Source organism: Streptomyces atratus, from assembly GCF_900119365.1.
Lineage (GTDB): Bacteria > Actinomycetota > Actinomycetes > Streptomycetales > Streptomycetaceae > Streptomyces > Streptomyces atratus_B.
Genome location: NZ_FPJO01000007.1, coordinates 267,522 through 282,989, shown reverse-complemented (window position 1 = coordinate 282,989; position 15,468 = coordinate 267,522). Strand labels below are relative to the sequence as shown.

Below are 15,468 nucleotides of genomic sequence, written 5' to 3'. Positions count from 1 at the left end.
ATGGCGCGGCCCCCGACCGGTGAGTACCGGTCGGAGGCCGCCGTGTGTCGGGAAGCGTCAGTCGCGGGGGAAGTCGCCGGTCTCCAGGGCGAGGCCCACCACGGTCGAGGTGAGGTCGACCGGGGTGCCGAAGTCGAGGCTCAGCACGCTGCGGTACTCGTCCTCCTTCGGGAGCGTGTGGAGGTGCCAGGTACCGGTGTACGGGTCGACGACGAGGTACACGGGCACACCGGCGGTGGCGTAGGTGGCCTTCTTCGATCCGTAGTCGTTGGCAGCGGTGCTCTTCGAGACCACCTCCGCCACGAACTCGATGTCCTGGTAGTGGCATCGGCCGTTCGCGTCCTCGGTGGCACCTTCGGTCAGTGCCACGACATCGGAGGCGAAACCGTTGAGCAGCCCGGGGAAGTCGATGCGTACATCGGACAGCAGGCGCTCCCGGGGGTACCTTGCGCGCAACTGCTCGATGATGTCGAGAATGATCCGCCAGTCTGTGCGCCGCTGCGGCGACATGTAGATGATCCCCTCGACGATCTCGACCTTGAATCCCTCGGGGGTGGGCTCAAGCCACTCGAACATCATGTCCAGAGTGCGCTCGTCGCTGCTGTCGGCCATCTCGATCCTGTCGGTCTCTACGACGGTCATCGTGGCGCTCCTCCCCGCTGCCGCGCGGGCGCGGGCAGCCGCGTAGTACAACGATACGTACGGAGGCCGGGACACGCCGGTACGGTGCGACACTCGGCCCATGAGCCGTCTCAGACTCTTCGTTGCCGTGCTGCCGCCCGCCCCCGCCGCCGAGGAACTGCGCCGTGCCGTCGCCCCGCTGCACGCGCTGCCCGAGGCCGGGCACCTTCGCTGGACCGGTGTGCCCGACTGGCACTTCACGCTGGCCTTTCTCGGGCCCGTGGACGAGCAACTGCTGCCCGAGCTGGAGGAGCGCCTCGCCCGGGCCGCCCACCGCACCGACCCCTTCCCGCTCCGCATCCACGGCGCCGGCCGGTTCGGCGGGCGGGCGCTCTGGGTGGGGGCCGCGGGCGCGCTCGACACGCTGCGGCTGCTCGCCGAGCGCGCCGACGCCGCCGCCCGCCGCACCGGCATCCCGATGGACGAGCACCGCCGCTACCACCCGCACCTCACCCTCGCCCGCAGCCGTCGCGCCGAGGTCGATCTGCGCCCCTGCGTCGAGGCGCTCGCGGGCTTCGAGGGCACCGGCTGGGAGGTCGGCGAGATGGCCCTCGTACGCAGCGATCTGCCGGTCGCGGGGGTGCCGGGCGAGCGGCCCAGGTACGAGGTGGTCGCATCCTGGTCGCTGGGGCACTGAGACCGGCGGTTAGGCTCGGAGGGTGGATCCGAAGACCAGAAACCGCATCATGGCGGCCGTGCTCGTGCTGATGTTCGTCGTCGTCGCCGTGGCGGCCGCCGTCGGGGCGTGACGCGGCAGGGGCCGGCGGGCGTCGTCCGGCGGCAGGACGGGGACCTGGCGCACCCCCTTCTCAGACGGCGAGCGCCCGCGCGGTCTCCTCGGCGAACGCCTCCGGGTTGTCCAGCATGATGTTGTGCCCGCACTCCGGGACCGCCACGACCCGCACCCCGTGCTCGACCAGCACCTCCTCGCCGGGCAGCGGCCCGTCGTCCAGCGGCCGCAGGAAGGTGCGCGGGATCTTCAGGTCGAGCAGCAGTTCACGCATGGTCGGCGTCGTCCCGGCGGCGAGGTGCACCGCGCTGCGGTGCAGTGCCTCGTGGCCCGCCAGGCGCATGGTCGCCCACCAGTGCGGCCCCACCCGCTCGCGCACCTCGGGCCGGCCGTGCGCCAGGAACTCCTCCTCCGAGTACGCCGCGATACCGCTGCTGCCCGGCCGGGCGGGGCCGGGGGCGACCGGGTCCAGATTGGCGTCGACCAGCACCAGCCGGGCCACCAGGTGCGGATGGCGTGCCGCGAGCACGATGGCGACCGCGCCGCCCATGCTGTGCGCGATCACGTCGGCGCCGTACACGTCGGCCGCCTCGAGCGCCGCCGCCACCGCGTCGGCGTGCTCCTCCAGCGTGTAGCCGAAATCGGTGGGGCGGTCGCTGATGCCGAAGCCCAGCAGGTCCATGAGCAGCGTGCGGCTGCCGGCCAGCAGGGGATGGGCGGCGCTCGCGGTGAAGTACGGGCCGGACGAGGCCCCGAGCCCGTGCAGACAGACCCGGGTGCGGGTACTGCCGGGGCGGCCGGGAAGCTCCACCCACCTGATGCGCGCGCCGTCGGCGGTCACCCGGGCGTCATGCATGTCGTCCTCCTCGTCATCGCTGTTGCCATCGCCATCGCTGCCATTGAGCATCGGGAAGACTATACATAGATGCCGATGTATAAGATGCGTCGGAGAGGATACGCACATGCTGGAACTGGCCATCCTTGGATTTCTGTACGAGCAACCGCTGCACGGCTACGAGCTGAAGCGCCGGGTCGCCCACCTCACCGGGCACGTCCGCCCCATCGCGGACGGCACGCTGTACCCGGCGATCAAGCGCCTGGAGCGTGCCGGATGGCTGGAGCGCCGCACCGAACCCGGCAGCAGGGCCGCCCCCCGCCACACCCTCACCCTGACCGGCCCGGGGCGCGAGGAGCTGCGGCGACGCCTGCGGGAGGCCGGCGAGGTGGACATCAGCGACGAGAACCGCTGGTTCACCGTCCTCGCCTTCCTCCGCCATCTGCCGTCCCCGGCCGAGCAGGCGGAGGTGCTGCGCCGCAGGCTCGCGTTCCTGGAGGAGCCGAGCAGCTTCTTCTACGAGGGGGAGCGCCCGCTCGGCGCCGAGTCCTTCGACGACCCGTTCCGGCGCGGGCTGCTGAGGATCGCCCGCGCGACCAGCGAGGCAGAGCTGGACTGGCTGGCGGCGACCCTGGAGGAACTGGACGCGCCCTGAGCCGGGTACGGAAACGGGCCGCCGCCGCCCCGCCGGAGGCGAGGGCGGCAGCGGCCCCGGCTACTTCAGATACACGATGCCGTCGGTGGTGACCGTCGGCCGGCCCGAGGTGGCGACGACGACGATCTTGACGCTGTGCTTGGTACTGGACGACCAGCTCTTCGTCCACAGCGCGTCGCGGTACTTGGTGGTGCTGGACTTCAGATCCACCGTGGACACCTTCACCCCGTCCACATAGACGTACACCTGCCCGGACGTGGTCGCCCGGGAGGTCACCAGGGCGACCGAGCGGCCGGTGAACGTCCAGCTCAGCGCGGCACCCTTCGACGAGCTGGAGTACGACTTGCCGCCGAGGTAGCTCGACGAGGACCGCGACGTCCACGAACCGGACTTCGTCGCCGAGCTCTCCTGCACGATGACCGGCGTACCGGCGACCGAGGCGGTGGCCGTGTTGCCCGCCTGGTCGTACGCCTTCATGGACCAGGTGGTCGCCGCGCCGGACTTGGCGGTGTGCGAGGCGCTGGTGGTCGTCGGGCCGTAGGTCCTGGCCACCGGTGCGGTGAGCCGGACCTCCTTGAGCGAAGCGGCGTCGGTGGCCTTCCACTTCAGGGTGAGCGGGACGGCCGTGGTGTTGACCGTGCCGGTGCGCAGCGCCAGGTTCGGCTTGGTGGAGAACGCGGGCGCCGTCTGCTCGGCGACCACGGTGGCCGCCGCCGACGTGGTGACCTTGCCCGACTGGTGCGTGGCGCGGACCTGGATCGTGTGGGAGCCGATGGCGAGGGTGGCCGGCGCGGAGGTCGCGGTGCCCGCGGTGGTGGCCACGGACTTGCCGTCGACCAGCAGCTCGTACTTGGAGACGAACACGCTCGGGGTGCTCGCCGACCAGCCCACGGTGACCGCGGACCTGGTGTAGTACGTCGTGCCCGAGAGTCCGGCGCCGGTCACCGACTTGACGGCCAGCCCGGTGACGGGGCCCGCGGCGAGATCACGGATCGACTTCAGCTGCCCGTACAGCTTGGTGCCGGGGCACTGGGTGTTGAAGCCGTCGCGGTGCCCGGAGATCTGGCTGAAGGAGTACTTCGTACCGGCGGTGAACGCCTTGCCGAAGTAGTTGTTCCCGTTGGCGCCCGCGGTGAGCATGGTGCTGCCCGCCGGGTCGCCCTTGTACTGGCCGAGCTTCCACGCGGCGATCCGGGCCACCGACGTGGTCACCGCGCTGGGCGCGGCCGCGTCCGTGTACGTGCCGATGACCGCGATGCCGGCCGACTCCCGGTTGAAGCCGTAGGTGTGCGCGCCGAACACCGGCCGGTCCACACCGCCCTTACGGCCCTCGAAGACCGTCCCGCACTTGTCGACCAGGAAGTTGTAGCCGATGTCCTTCCAGTGCTCGCTCTGGACGTGGTACGCGTACAGGCTGCGCACCACCGCCGCGGAGTCTGCGCAGGAGTAGGTGTTGCTCCCCGCGGTGTGGTGGACGAAGACGGCCTTGACGCCGTCCAGGTACTCCGGCGCCTCCGGGCTGATCGACTCGTCGGCGCCCCAGCCGGCCCGCGAGACGATCGGCGGCTTCGGCACGGTCGACGGCGGCGCGGGCGGCAGGGTCTCGGCCGGGGAGGAGCTCGGCGACGCCGAGGGGCTCGGGCTCGCCGGGGGAGTGGGCTCCTGGGTGGCCGGGTCGGACGGGGTCGGTGACGCCGGATCGGTCGGTGTGGGCTCGGCGGGCGTCTCCGTGCCGTCGCCCGGCGCGGCCGGGTCGGACGGGACCGGGGCCGACGGATCGGTGGTGGCCGTCGGGTCCTCGGCGGGCAGGTCGGCCGCGAAGGCGGCCGGTTCCGCGGCGGGCGAGCTGCCCCGGCCCGGGTCCACGGTGTCCAGCCGCAGTCCCCCGGGCAGCTTCGCGGAGACCTTGCCGCCCGCGTTGATCCGTACCTCCACACCATTGGAGGGCCCCACCCAGCGGGGCTCGGTGCTTCCCCGTACGCCGGACCGGCCGGTCTCCGTACGCCCGTCCATGTCGGTTTCGAGCGGCACCCAGGACGTCCAGTTCCCGCTGGTGGCGGACTTGGTGCGGACCTCCACGGCCCCGGCGACCCTCGCCGCCGGGTCGGTCCAGGTGACGCCCAGCATGCTGAACGGTGCGGTGTCCCGCCTGCCGAGGACGGCGGACGTGCCGTCGTCGCCGACCTTCAGCGAGGTGGCGCGCACATCGGCCTTCGTCGGGCCGGACTTGGCGTCGGCGTCCACCGAGGAGTTGCCCGTCACCCCCTCGAAGACCAGGACACCGGCAACTGCCGATGTGGCCACCGCGGCCGTGATCCAGATTCTTCGCTTCGAGAAGGGCTGGTTCGGGATTCTGCGCTTCGATCTCAAGTCGTACCCCAAGGATCGTCTTCGACGTTCGTTCCATGACCCGCCGCGCAAGCGACGACACAGGTCACAGGTGACCAGTGGGGGGTACGAGTGCCGACGCGCGCATACAGCGGAGCCACAGCTTCCCATGCCTCTACGACAGCCCGGCACCGCCCCCCGCCGGGGCGTAGCCTGGCTGCTGTGACTTCCGTACCGCGCGTTCTGGCCGTATTCGACGAGCTGCTCCGCGACGCGACCCCCGACCGGCGTGGGGCGCTGTGGCAACTGAGCGAGCAAGGCCGCGAGTTGGATGCCAACCTGGTACGCCTGCCGCCCGGCGGCGAGGTCGGCGAGCACCAGGAGGACGTGCTGGACGTCCTCCTGGTCGTCGTCGCGGGCAACGGCCGGATCGAGGCGGAGGACGTATCGCTGGAGTTGACGCCCACCACCGTCGCCTGGCTGCCCCGGACCTCCCGCCGCGCCCTCGCCGCCGGCCCGGACGGCCTCATCTGCCTGACCGTCCACCGCCGCCGACCCGGCCTGACCATCAGGTCCGCGGCCGCCCCCGCCCTGTCGCACGAGGGCGGCGAGTCCCCCTGCATGCTGGACCGGGTCTGCCCGGGGTGCGGCCGGCTCTCGCCGGACCCGGAGCCGGTGTTCTGCAGCCGGTGCGGGGAGCGGTTCGCCGAAGCCTGAGCACGGGAGGCCGCGAGGGTGGCCGGGGGTTCGTGAAGGTGGCCGGGAGCGAACGTGAGGTGACCGAATCGCAAGTGCTGTGAGGCCGCTTCGCATATGACCGAGCGTCTAGTCTGTTGCCTCCATGTAGTCCACAGGGGGTCGCATGCACAGCGAGGGTACGGCCGGTCGCGATTCGGGCCATGGACAGGGCGAAGACTCCCCCCGTGGGGCCGACGGCGGCTGGGCGGGCGACTTCCTGCGGAGCGACTCCACCGAGCACGCGCAGTCGTGGCCGGAGCCGGCGTCGCAGCCGTCCCAGGCGCCGGACCGGGCGGCGGCCCCCGCGCCGCACCATGTGATCGACGGCCGTTACGAGTTGCTGCACAGCCTCGGGCGCGGTGGCATGGGCGAGGTCTGGGAGGCGTTGGACACCCGTCTGGACCGTCATGTCGCGGTGAAGGGCCTGCTGGGCCGGGACGCCGTCGGGGCGGCCACGCAGGAGCAGATGATGCAGCGGGCCCGCCGGGAGGCCGCGGCCATCGCCAAGATCAAGCACCCGAACGTGGTGGCGGTGCACGACCGGGTCGAGTCCGGCAACCAGGTCTGGATCGTGATGGACCTGCTCGACGCGCGTTCGCTGGCGGACCTGATGCGCGCGGAGCAGCGTCTGCCGGTGCGGCGGACGGCCGCGATCGGCCTCCAGGTGCTGGGCGGGTTGCGGGCGGTCCATGAGGCGCGGGTGGTCCACCGCGATGTGAAGCCCGCCAACATCCTTTTCGCCAAGGAGGACTTCGCGATCCTGGCGGACTTCGGGATCGCGACCTTCGACGGTGCCGTCCCGCTCACCAGGGCCGGCGAGCTCATCGGCACCTTCAAGTACCTGGCGCCCGAACTGCTCGCCCAGACCTCGCAGGAGAGCGCCGCGACACCCGCCTCCGACCTGTGGTCGCTGGGCGTCACGCTGTACGAGATGGTCGAGGGCAGGCACCCCTTCGACCGGCCGAACGAGTACGAGGTCCTGGTCGCCGCCTGCCAGTCCGACCCCCTGCCGATGGAACACGGCGGGGACCTGGCCGAGGTCGTGGTCCGGCTGATGCACAAGGACCCGCGCCGGCGTCTGAGCGCCCAGAGCGCGGAGGAGATGCTCCGGAAGATCCTCCGCGCTTCCTCCGCGAAACCGGACCCCGTACCCGTGCCCAAGCCCCCACCCGTACCCCCGCAGGCACCGCCCCAGCAGCCGGAGCCGCCGAAGAAGGGCGTCCCGGGATGGCAGAAACTCTCGGCGGCCGTGGTGTGCGGGGCTCTGCTGGCCGGACTCGGATGGTTCGCCGTGGACCGGATGCGGGGGGACGGCGAGGCGGAGACGGGCGCCCGGCCGGGGCAGGGTTCCCAGTCGGAGCCGTACATCAAGAGGCACCCGTTCCTGAAGGTGGGCGTCAAGGCCGATCAGCCCGGACTGAGCGAGAAGACCAAGGGCGGCAAGTACCGCGGGTACGAGATCGACGTGGCCTACGCCATCGCGCACGACATGGGCTACAGCCGCGACCGGGTCATTTTCGAACCCGTGAGCAGCGAGAACCGGAGCACGATACTGCAGAAGGGCGATGTGGATCTGGTCATCGCCACCTACAGCATCACGCCGGAGCGCAAGCACGCGAAGGCGCCCGATTACAGCGTCGCGTTCGCCGGCCCGTACTACGTGGCCAGCCGGAGCTTCATGGTCCGCAAGAAGGCGAAGACGGTGTCGATCGACGACTCCAGGATGCTGCGGAAGAGGCAGTTCGAAGTGTGTACCGCGAGGAGTTCGACGTACGAGTCATGGCTGCCCGAGGCGGGCTACAACATGACGGAGTCGCTGCCGAACGGCTACGACCGGTGCGTACGCGACCTGCTGGACCCGGCGTCGTCGGTCTACGCGGTGAGCACGGACGACGTCATCCTCGCCGGGTTCGTCAAGAACAACCTCTCCGAGCTGAAGCGGCTGGACAGCGGTCCGGGCGCGGAGGGCTACGGCGTCGCCATGAAGCCGGACGAGAAAAGGCTGAAGGGGGAGGTGTGTTCGGCGCTGAAGAAGATCATGAACGACGGGGTCTGGGAGGAGCTGTACGCCAAGCATCTCGCCCCGCTGCTGAACAGGACGAACCCGCCGAACAAGCCGAAGCTGGCGGAATGTTAGTGCTGACGTCCTGATCCACGGGCCGGTTCAGCGGTCGACCACCCACGCCGCGTCGGCCGGTGGCGAGGGTGTGGCGGACGATCCGGAGGGCTTCGTCGAGCGGCACGGTGTCCGCGTCGGGGTATTCGTCGGCCCGCCCGTTCGAGAGGACGAACCCGTCGCTCCACTCCTGCGCCCCGGGGTCCGTGGCGTGCCCTCCCGGGTCGCCGGGGTGATCGAGCAGCATCACCATCGCCTGCTCGGTGTTGCTCGCGACGGAACCGGACGGGGCGGCGACCTGACCGTGCCCGGTAGCCTCGCACCATGGGGCTCGACATCACGGTGATGATCACCGACTGGTCATGGCTGGGTGAAGTGCCCGAGCGTGAGCGGCTGTTGCGGTTGAGGGACGCCTGGTACGCCGACGAGAGCGGGCTGTGGGACTACGACGCCCCGGTGGTCAAAGGCGACTGGGAGTGGCCGACGGGGCCGAACGGTGCCCACTTCGCCGTCTACGAGTTCCTGCACACCCTCGGTTCGTACAAGCCGCACTTCTGGGCCACGCATTACTGGGAGCGCGTCCGCGACCACGCCGATCCGCTGTTGCGGACCGGGCTGGACACCTTCCTGCTCGGGCTGATCTGGGGTGGCATGGACGGCGAGTCGGGGGAAACGGATCGCGACTTCTTCTCCGAGGACCCGGAAGTCTCGTACGGCCTGCTGGTCGCGCGGTCACCGGACAGCGTCCGGGAACTGGCCGCGACATGGGAGGGCGTACGGCCACGGCTCGGCGGGTTGCGCGAGGCCTTCACCGTGTATTCCGCGGTCCCCGACGGCCGGGGCGGCGACTTCGACGCGTTCGCTCTCCTGCTGACGGAGTGGGGCCGCATCCTCACCGAAGCCGCCCGGCGGGGCTGGGGTGTTGTGGGGCTGAGCGAGTAGGGCGCGGCGGGGGTGGTCGTTCCTGTCCGCCCGGTGAGCGGGGGCACCCTCCTTCCGCAAGCTCAGGGACGACGGGTTCCACGGGACGCCGCTGGGCGACCTGTTGAGGGACTCGGGGGTGCGGGCGCTCACCATCTGCGGCGTGATGTCCGAGATGTGCGTACAGGCGACGGCTCGTACGGCGCTGGAGCTGGGGTACCGGGTCGTCATGCCGCACGACGCGCACGCGACGCACGACATCCCGGCCGCGCCCGGGATCAGCGGGCCCGTCCCGGCCGCCGCGGTCTCGCGGGTCGCCGAATGGGCCCTCGGCAGCGATCTGGAGGTCGTGGCGCGCGCCGCGGACGTGGAGTTCGCCGCACCGGCCCCGCACGGGGGCTGATTCCGCCGGAGCGGGAACCGCGGCGCCCGGTCCTGTCGTCATCACGCGCGCGCCACCATGCGCGGGCCACGCCGAGTGCTGTGCTGGCCGCGCCCCATACCCGAACTCCAAGGAGCAGCATGAGAGTCAACGGCAGCACGCGACCCCGTAGCGGTAGCCGAAGCAGCACCGTTTCCTCCCCGCGACGCAGCTCTCGTACGGCTCTCCTGAACGGCTCGAAGGCGGTGGTGGCCGTCGCACTCGTCCTCGGTGCGGCCACTGCCTGCAACAAGTCGAGCGACGGTACCCACGCGGCCAAGGACTGGAAGGTCGGCGACTGCGCAGGGCCCGACAGCAGCGCGAAGGATGCCTACCAGCCCCTGGACTGCGGCGATTCCAAGGCCACGCTCAAGGCCCTGGAGATCAAGGACGGCGCGATCTTCTCCGATTCCATCCAGTGCCCGGCCGGTACGGACGCGATCATTTCGGTGAAGGTCTCCTTCGGTTCCGGCGGCGACGCCAAGTCCGGCATCCCCAGCAAGACCATCTGCGGCCGCAACCTGAGCGGCGACCACCCCGGTGACGCCGGTGCGGGCGGCGGTCAGCTGGTGAAGGGCGACTGCGTGGACGACCAGGCCAAGGAGGTCGCCTGCGGCAGCGGCGGAAGCGGTGTGAGCAAGGTGCTCGACCTGACGAAGACGGCCGAGCAGTGCCCGGTCGGGAGCAAGCCCCTGGAGCTGTTCCCGAGCCCGGGGCGGCCCTACGACGCGATCTGCACCGGCAAGGCCTGACCCCGTACGGAACAACTCCGCGGCCGGTGAAGCACGCGCTTCACCGGCCGCGGTGCGTGAGGGCGAAACCGCCGCAGGAGCCGGCGTCGGCCGTCCAGTTGGGCAGAGCCCGGTGAAACCGCCCGGGGGCGGCCTGCCGGGCGGCGGGGACGGGGCCGGCAACCCCGGTCGTACGGGCCCGGTTCGGGGGCGGGGGCGCCTGCGCCGAGGCGTGAAGGGGCAGGTCTCGCGCCCCCCGAGGGTTGTTTCTTGGGGAGTTCCGGAGGCGGGGGAGCCCGGGAAGTGATGGAGTCCTCAGTGCGTGGCGGACCCACCACCGACCGCGTGGAGCGGGAAGAGTGGGGACAGCGGTACGGACGACGAAGGAGGACCGATGACGGGTGTCGTGGCGAGCCGGCGGAACGGGACGGTCGGGCGGTCCATGGAGCTCCTGGGGGCACGGGACCGACTCCTGCGGGCAGGGCGCGAGTTGTTCGGGGCGTACGGGTACGCGCACACGGGCATCGAGGAGTTGTGCGCCCGCGCGAAGGTGCCCGTCCATGTCTTCCATCAGGAGTTCGTCTCCCGCGAAGTGCTGCTGATGGCGCTGTACGACGAGGTGGCGACCTACGGGCTGCGCGCGGCCGAGAACGCCCTGATGGCGGAGGGCATGGAGGACTGCCCGACGGAGGAACGGGTCCGGCTGCTCTTCGAGGCCTATGTGAAGGCGGTCACCGAGGACCGGTGCGCGGCCCGGGTGGCCTTCGTCGAGGTGCTCGGGGTGAGCCGGGAGGTGGACAAGCACCTCGCGACCTGGCGGGCGATGTGGATCGAGTTCCTGACGTCCGAGGCCGAGCGCGCCGTGCGCCGGGGCGAGGCGGTGGCCAGGGACCACACGGTGACCGTCACGGTGCTCAACCACTCGGTGGACGAACTCATGGCCCACCACGGCCGCCGGCCCCGCCAGGTCGACGCCGAGTGGCTGACCGACGAGCTGACCCGGCTCTCATTGGCCATGATCCTGTCGTCCTGACGCGTCCGGTTGCCGTGTCGGCAAATAATGGGCCCATGGAAGACGGCGCGGAGCACGCGGAACGACCGGACGACGACGAGATCACGACCGTTCTGACGGGCGTCGGCCCGCGCCTGCGGGCCCTGCGCCAGGAACGCGGCACGACGCTGGCGCAGCTCAGCGAGACGACAGGGATCTCCCTGAGCACCCTCTCGCGCCTGGAGTCCGGCGGCCGCAAGCCCACCCTCGAACTGCTGCTGCCGCTGGCGAAGGCGTACGGGGTGCAGCTGGACGAACTGGTCGGCGCCCCGGCCACCGGCGACCCGCGCATCCACTTCCGCCCCTTCACCCGCGACGGCATGACGTTCGTACCGCTCACCCGGCACCTCGGCGGGCTGCACGCGTACAAGCAGATCCTGCCCGGCGGGCGCGGGTCCACGGGGCCGCTGGAGCAGCGGGTGCACGAGGGGTACGAGTGGCTGTACGTGCTGGCGGGGCGGTTGCGGCTGCTGCTGGGCGAACACGATCTGGTGCTCACGGCCGGCGAGGTCGCCGAGTTCGACACGCGTACGCCGCACGCCTGGGCCAGTGCCGGGCCCGAGCCGGTCGAATTCCTCAGCCTGTTCGGGCAGCAGGGCGAGCGGATGCACGTGCGGGCCCGGCCCTCTTCGGACGGCCGGTAGGAAGTCCCGGGCTCAGACCCGGAGTTCCGGTGGGAAACCCGTCCAGCGCAGCAGCTGCGCCTGGCGGCGGCCGGCCTCCGTCAGCGTGCTGTCGTCGTCCTCCCCCGCCGCCTCGCCGTGCCGGACGAGATAGAGGTGCCGGGTGGCCGTTCCTGCCATGTCAGTCCCTTTCGTGTCCGCTCACGGCCGGGGTGTGTACGGGCCGCCCAGCCCCCACGCCTGATGCATCGCTTCGGCGAACGCGCCCGCCAGCGCGTGCTCGCCGGTGGGCCCGGGGTGCGTTCCGTCGTACGTGTCCTCGTGGATGTCGTACCCCGGGGGGCGGGAGGCCAGCAGGACCGGGGACATGGGCTCGTCGAGGTCGGCGACGGCTTTCGCCAGCAGCTCGTTGAAACGGTCGCACTCGGCGGCGAACGGGGCGTCCGACTCGGCCCGGATGTTCGGTATCACGGGCAGGAGGACCATCTTGACGTGCGGGTTCGCGGTGCGGGCCGCCGTGATGAACGCCCTTGCGTTCAGGACGGTCTGGTCGCTGTCCGTGTAGAACCCGAGGTCTATCAGGCCGAGCGAGACGAGCAGGACGTCCGTGCGGTGCCCGGCCACCGTGCCGGCGATCACCGGGGCCATGTGCAGCCAGCCCTCGCCCCAGCCGGCCAGGTGGGTGCGGGCCTCGGCGGGGAAGTCCGGCGCGCCGTACGCGTGACTGACCGGGGCGCCCGCCACCGTGTCGTACAGCGCCCTGCGCGGCCCGACGATCGAGAACGGCGCACCGAGGGTGGAGGTGAGGTGCTGCCACATCCGGTAGCGCCAGGTGAAGTCGCCGGCGCAGCCGATGGTCATGGAATCGCCGACAAACGTGAACCGCATGGCGTCATCATCGCGGATCACTCCTGCCGCCTGCGACGTGACGATGGACACTTGTGCCATGCGTTCGTACCTGACTGTGTCCGGAGCCGCCGCGCTGCTCCTCCTGTTCACCGGTGCGGCTCCGGCCGTGGCCGACGCCGGAGCCGACCGGAGCTTCACGATCGAGGACTCCCGGATCACCGAGTCCAGCGGCCTCGCCGCGAGCCGCGCCCACCCCGGCATCTACTGGACGCACAACGACAGCGACGACGGGCCGTACGTCTACGCCGTCGACTCCCGGACCGGGAAGACCGTCGCGACCATCACCATGAAGGGGGTGGGCGAACCCCGCGACGTGGAGGCCATCTCCCTCGGACCGGACGGCAACCTGTACGTCGGTGACATCGGCGACAACCTGAACGGCAGCTGGGACCACGTCTGGATCTACCGCTTCCCGGAGCCGAAGGAGCTGAGGGACGCGACGGTCCGGGCCACCCAGTTCGACGTGAAGTACGCGGACGGCCCGCGCAACGCCGAGGCGCTGATGGTCCACCCCGTGACCGGGCGCGTCTACATCGCGTCGAAGAACGAGGACGGCGGCGGGCTGTACGAGGGCCCGGCGAAGCTGACCACCGGGGCCACCAATGTCTTCCGGCGGGTGGGCGAGGTGCCGTGGGTGACGGACGGGGCGTTCTCGCCGGACGGCAAGGAGCTGGTGCTGCGCTCGTACTTCAGCGCCCGGGGCTATGTCTTCGAGAACGGCAGGCTCGGCGCCGACGACGCGGTCCGGGCACCGATCCAGCGGCAGGCCGAGTCCGTGACGTACACGGCGGACGGCTCGGCGCTGATGTTCGGCTCGGAGGGGGAGCAGAGCGACGTGGAACGGGTGGACGTGGACGGCGGCAACGGGGGCGGCGGCACGTCGCCGTCCCGGGGCGGCGACTCGTCGGCCTCGTCCGCCGGGGCGGGGAGCGACGGCACCGGGGACGTGAAGGGGACGACCCTGACCGGGGTGCTCGTGCTCGCCGGCATCGGTTTCCTGGTCTTCATGGGGCGACGCAGGAAGGGGAACTGAGGGAATGAACCTCGATCCCGGGCCGTTCGGCACCGCGCGGCTGGACGCGCTGCCGTTGCGGGTCGCGTACGCGGACGAGATGGCGGCGGTGCTCGGCGACCCGGCCCTGCACACGTACACCGGGGGCGCCCCGGAGACCGCCGACGAGCTGAGGGCCCGCTACGGACGCCAGACCGCCGGTTCGCCGGACCCCGGGGTGCGGTGGTGGAACTGGGTGCTGCGGGTACGGGGCGAGGGCCGCCTGGCCGGATACGTGCAGGCGACGGTGGACGTGCCGGGCGCGGCGGCGGAGATCGCCTGGGTGGTCGGGACGCGGTGGCAGGGGCGCGGGTACGCGAAGGAGGCCGCGGCGGGGCTGGTGGCGCACCTGCTGGCGGCGGGGCCGGGGACGGGGGCGGTGCGTACTGTCCTCGCCCACATCCATCCGGACCACGACGCCTCCGCCGCCGTGGCCGGTGCGGCGGGACTGGTGCCGACGGAGGAGTGGTGCGAGGGCGAACGGCGCTGGGAGCGGGGCGCGGGGGAGGACTGACCCGCCGTTGTCAGTGGTCGATGCCAGAGTGGTGCACGTAAGCACAGCACTTGCGAAGGGCATCTCATGGGCACCTGGGACACCGGCCATTTCGACAACGACACCGCCGCGGACTTCTCCGGGGAGATCGACGACGCGCCGGAGGCGGGACGGGAAGCGGTGATCCGCAAGGCCCTGGAGACCGCGATCGCCCCCACGGACTACCTGGACAGCGACGAGGGCGCTCCCGCCGTCGCGGCGGCCGCGCTGGTCGCCTCCCAGTGTCCGGGCGGTGAGCCGGTGACCACCGCGTACGGCCCCGACAATCCGCTGCCCGTCCTCGCGACGGACCTGCGCCCCCTCGCGGTGAAGGCGCTCGACGCGGTGCTGGGCGAGAATTCGGAGCTGCGCGAGCTGTGGGACGAAGGGGGGGACAAGGAATGGGCCCTGGGCATAGCCCGCCTCCGGGAGGTCCTGGTGGCGGCCGGGTGATCAGGAGCGGGGGCGGCCGGCCTGGATGAGCTCGGCGACGTCGAGGGCCACCGGGGCGCCGATCGACTCGGGGAGGGTGACGGTCTGCCCGGGGGCGTACACCTGGTGACTTTCGTAGCCGCCGCCCATGGGCTCGGTCAGGACATGCACCCGGCCGTGCCTGCGGTCGATGATCACGTACACCGGGATCTTGGCCTCGGAGTAGGCGGCGACCTTGTTGCGCAGGTCGTTGTTGTAGTTGCTGGAGGTGACCTCCAGGACGAGGCGGAAGACGGCGGGGTCGTAGCAGTTGTTATCGACCAGATGCTCGTCGAGATCGGCGTCGACGACCGCCAGGTCGGGGATGGCGTAGTCCTCGGGGCCGCCGGGGAGCCACAGGCCGATTCCCTGGAGGACGCTGCTCTCCTCGCCGTGAAGGCCTGCGGCCAGGAAGGGGATCATGAGCGTGGTCAGTGCGTTGGCATGCGGTCCGTCCGGGGGTGGGGCCACGGTGATGACGCCTCCGATGATCTCGACGCGGTAACCCGGGTGCTGCTCCATGAGGCTGTTGGCCGTGTCGAGCAGCGATTCCGGCTCACCGTCACAGGGGTGCTCGACTGCTGCTGCAGACATTGCGGGCCTCCTGAAGGGGTGATGTCGAGGTCATCATCGTAGGCCGGTCCGGTCGCCAGCGCCCGAAAGCCGTTCCGCCAC

Annotated in this window: 17 protein-coding genes and 1 pseudogene; 12 read left to right on the top strand and 6 right to left on the bottom strand. The window is 71.1% G+C overall.

Going from position 1 to position 15,468, the window contains the following annotated elements; genetic code table 11:
- Nucleotides 1-57: 57 nt before the first annotated feature.
- Nucleotides 58-642 carry a Uma2 family endonuclease gene (locus BT364_RS15685; RefSeq protein WP_072485762.1) on the bottom strand — a complete coding sequence of 195 codons (585 nt, stop codon included), beginning with the start codon at nt 640-642 and terminating at the stop codon, nt 58-60.
- Nucleotides 643-742: 100 nt separating this feature from the next.
- On the opposite strand from BT364_RS15685, the gene thpR reads away from it, so the two are divergent.
- Nucleotides 743-1,318, top strand: a complete 576-nt coding sequence (thpR, locus tag BT364_RS15680) for an RNA 2',3'-cyclic phosphodiesterase (protein ID WP_072485761.1) — start codon at nt 743-745, stop codon at nt 1,316-1,318.
- Nucleotides 1,319-1,490: 172 nt separating this feature from the next.
- Here thpR and BT364_RS15675 read toward each other — a convergent pair whose 3' ends face one another.
- Nucleotides 1,491-2,267: an alpha/beta fold hydrolase gene (locus BT364_RS15675; RefSeq protein WP_072485760.1), complete on the bottom strand. Its 777-nt coding sequence runs from the start codon at nt 2,265-2,267 to the stop codon at nt 1,491-1,493.
- 106 nt (nt 2,268-2,373) lie between these two features.
- Here BT364_RS15675 and BT364_RS15670 point away from each other — a divergent pair, with 106 nt between their 5' ends.
- Nucleotides 2,374-2,901: a PadR family transcriptional regulator gene (locus BT364_RS15670; protein WP_072485759.1), complete on the top strand. Its 528-nt coding sequence runs from the start codon at nt 2,374-2,376 to the stop codon at nt 2,899-2,901.
- 60 nt (nt 2,902-2,961) lie between these two features.
- Here the strand turns inward: BT364_RS15670 and BT364_RS15665 are convergent, their stop codons facing one another.
- A complete protein-coding gene (locus BT364_RS15665) occupies nt 2,962-5,028 on the bottom strand; it encodes an N-acetylmuramoyl-L-alanine amidase (RefSeq protein ID WP_256259833.1) in 2,067 nt (688 codons plus the stop codon).
- Nucleotides 5,029-5,451: 423 nt separating this feature from the next.
- Here BT364_RS15665 and BT364_RS15660 point away from each other — a divergent pair, with 423 nt between their 5' ends.
- The 7 genes and pseudogenes from BT364_RS15660 (at nt 5,452) to BT364_RS15630 (ending at nt 11,851) form a co-directional block, all read left to right on the top strand.
- Nucleotides 5,452-5,946, top strand: a complete 495-nt coding sequence (locus BT364_RS15660) for a hypothetical protein (RefSeq protein ID WP_072485758.1) — start codon at nt 5,452-5,454, stop codon at nt 5,944-5,946.
- Between the two features lie 145 nt (nt 5,947-6,091).
- Entirely contained in the window at nt 6,092-8,104 is a 2,013-nt protein-coding gene (locus tag BT364_RS15655) for a serine/threonine-protein kinase (RefSeq protein WP_079179481.1), read from the top strand.
- A gap of 303 nt (nt 8,105-8,407) precedes the next feature.
- Nucleotides 8,408-9,025, top strand: a complete 618-nt coding sequence (locus BT364_RS15650; protein ID WP_072485757.1) for a hypothetical protein — start codon at nt 8,408-8,410, stop codon at nt 9,023-9,025.
- Between the two features lie 55 nt (nt 9,026-9,080).
- Nucleotides 9,081-9,407 (top strand): annotated as a pseudogene (locus BT364_RS15645) (isochorismatase family protein); the annotation flags it as partial.
- A gap of 119 nt (nt 9,408-9,526) precedes the next feature.
- The gene (locus BT364_RS15640; RefSeq protein ID WP_072485756.1) at nt 9,527-10,177 is read left to right on the top strand and encodes a hypothetical protein; all 651 of its coding nucleotides are present in this window, start codon (nt 9,527-9,529) and stop codon (nt 10,175-10,177) included.
- 421 nt (nt 10,178-10,598) lie between these two features.
- Entirely contained in the window at nt 10,599-11,189 is a 591-nt protein-coding gene (locus BT364_RS15635) for a TetR/AcrR family transcriptional regulator (protein WP_072485830.1), read from the top strand.
- A 35-nt stretch (nt 11,190-11,224) separates the two neighbouring features.
- Nucleotides 11,225-11,851 (top strand): helix-turn-helix domain-containing protein, encoded by a 627-nt coding sequence (locus tag BT364_RS15630; RefSeq protein ID WP_072485755.1) that lies wholly within the window; start codon nt 11,225-11,227, stop codon nt 11,849-11,851.
- Between the two features lie 12 nt (nt 11,852-11,863).
- On the opposite strand, the gene BT364_RS40130 is transcribed toward BT364_RS15630, so the two are convergent.
- Nucleotides 11,864-12,010, bottom strand: a complete 147-nt coding sequence (locus BT364_RS40130; protein WP_107408238.1) for a histidine phosphatase family protein — start codon at nt 12,008-12,010, stop codon at nt 11,864-11,866.
- Nucleotides 12,011-12,031: 21 nt separating this feature from the next.
- Complete coding sequence (locus BT364_RS15625; protein WP_072485829.1) at nt 12,032-12,718, bottom strand: GDSL-type esterase/lipase family protein; 687 nt, start codon at nt 12,716-12,718, stop codon at nt 12,032-12,034.
- Nucleotides 12,719-12,776: 58 nt separating this feature from the next.
- Here BT364_RS15625 and BT364_RS15620 point away from each other — a divergent pair, with 58 nt between their 5' ends.
- From BT364_RS15620 to BT364_RS15610, 3 genes are all read left to right on the top strand, one after another.
- Entirely contained in the window at nt 12,777-13,772 is a 996-nt protein-coding gene (locus BT364_RS15620; RefSeq protein WP_072485754.1) for a hypothetical protein, read from the top strand.
- Nucleotides 13,773-13,776: 4 nt separating this feature from the next.
- Entirely contained in the window at nt 13,777-14,304 is a 528-nt protein-coding gene (locus BT364_RS15615) for a GNAT family N-acetyltransferase (RefSeq protein WP_072485753.1), read from the top strand.
- A 66-nt stretch (nt 14,305-14,370) separates the two neighbouring features.
- Entirely contained in the window at nt 14,371-14,775 is a 405-nt protein-coding gene (locus BT364_RS15610; protein WP_072485752.1) for a DUF4259 domain-containing protein, read from the top strand.
- On the opposite strand, the gene BT364_RS15605 is transcribed toward BT364_RS15610, so the two are convergent.
- Complete coding sequence (locus BT364_RS15605) at nt 14,776-15,387, bottom strand: Uma2 family endonuclease (protein ID WP_072485751.1); 612 nt, start codon at nt 15,385-15,387, stop codon at nt 14,776-14,778.
- Nucleotides 15,388-15,468: the final 81 nt, after the last annotated feature.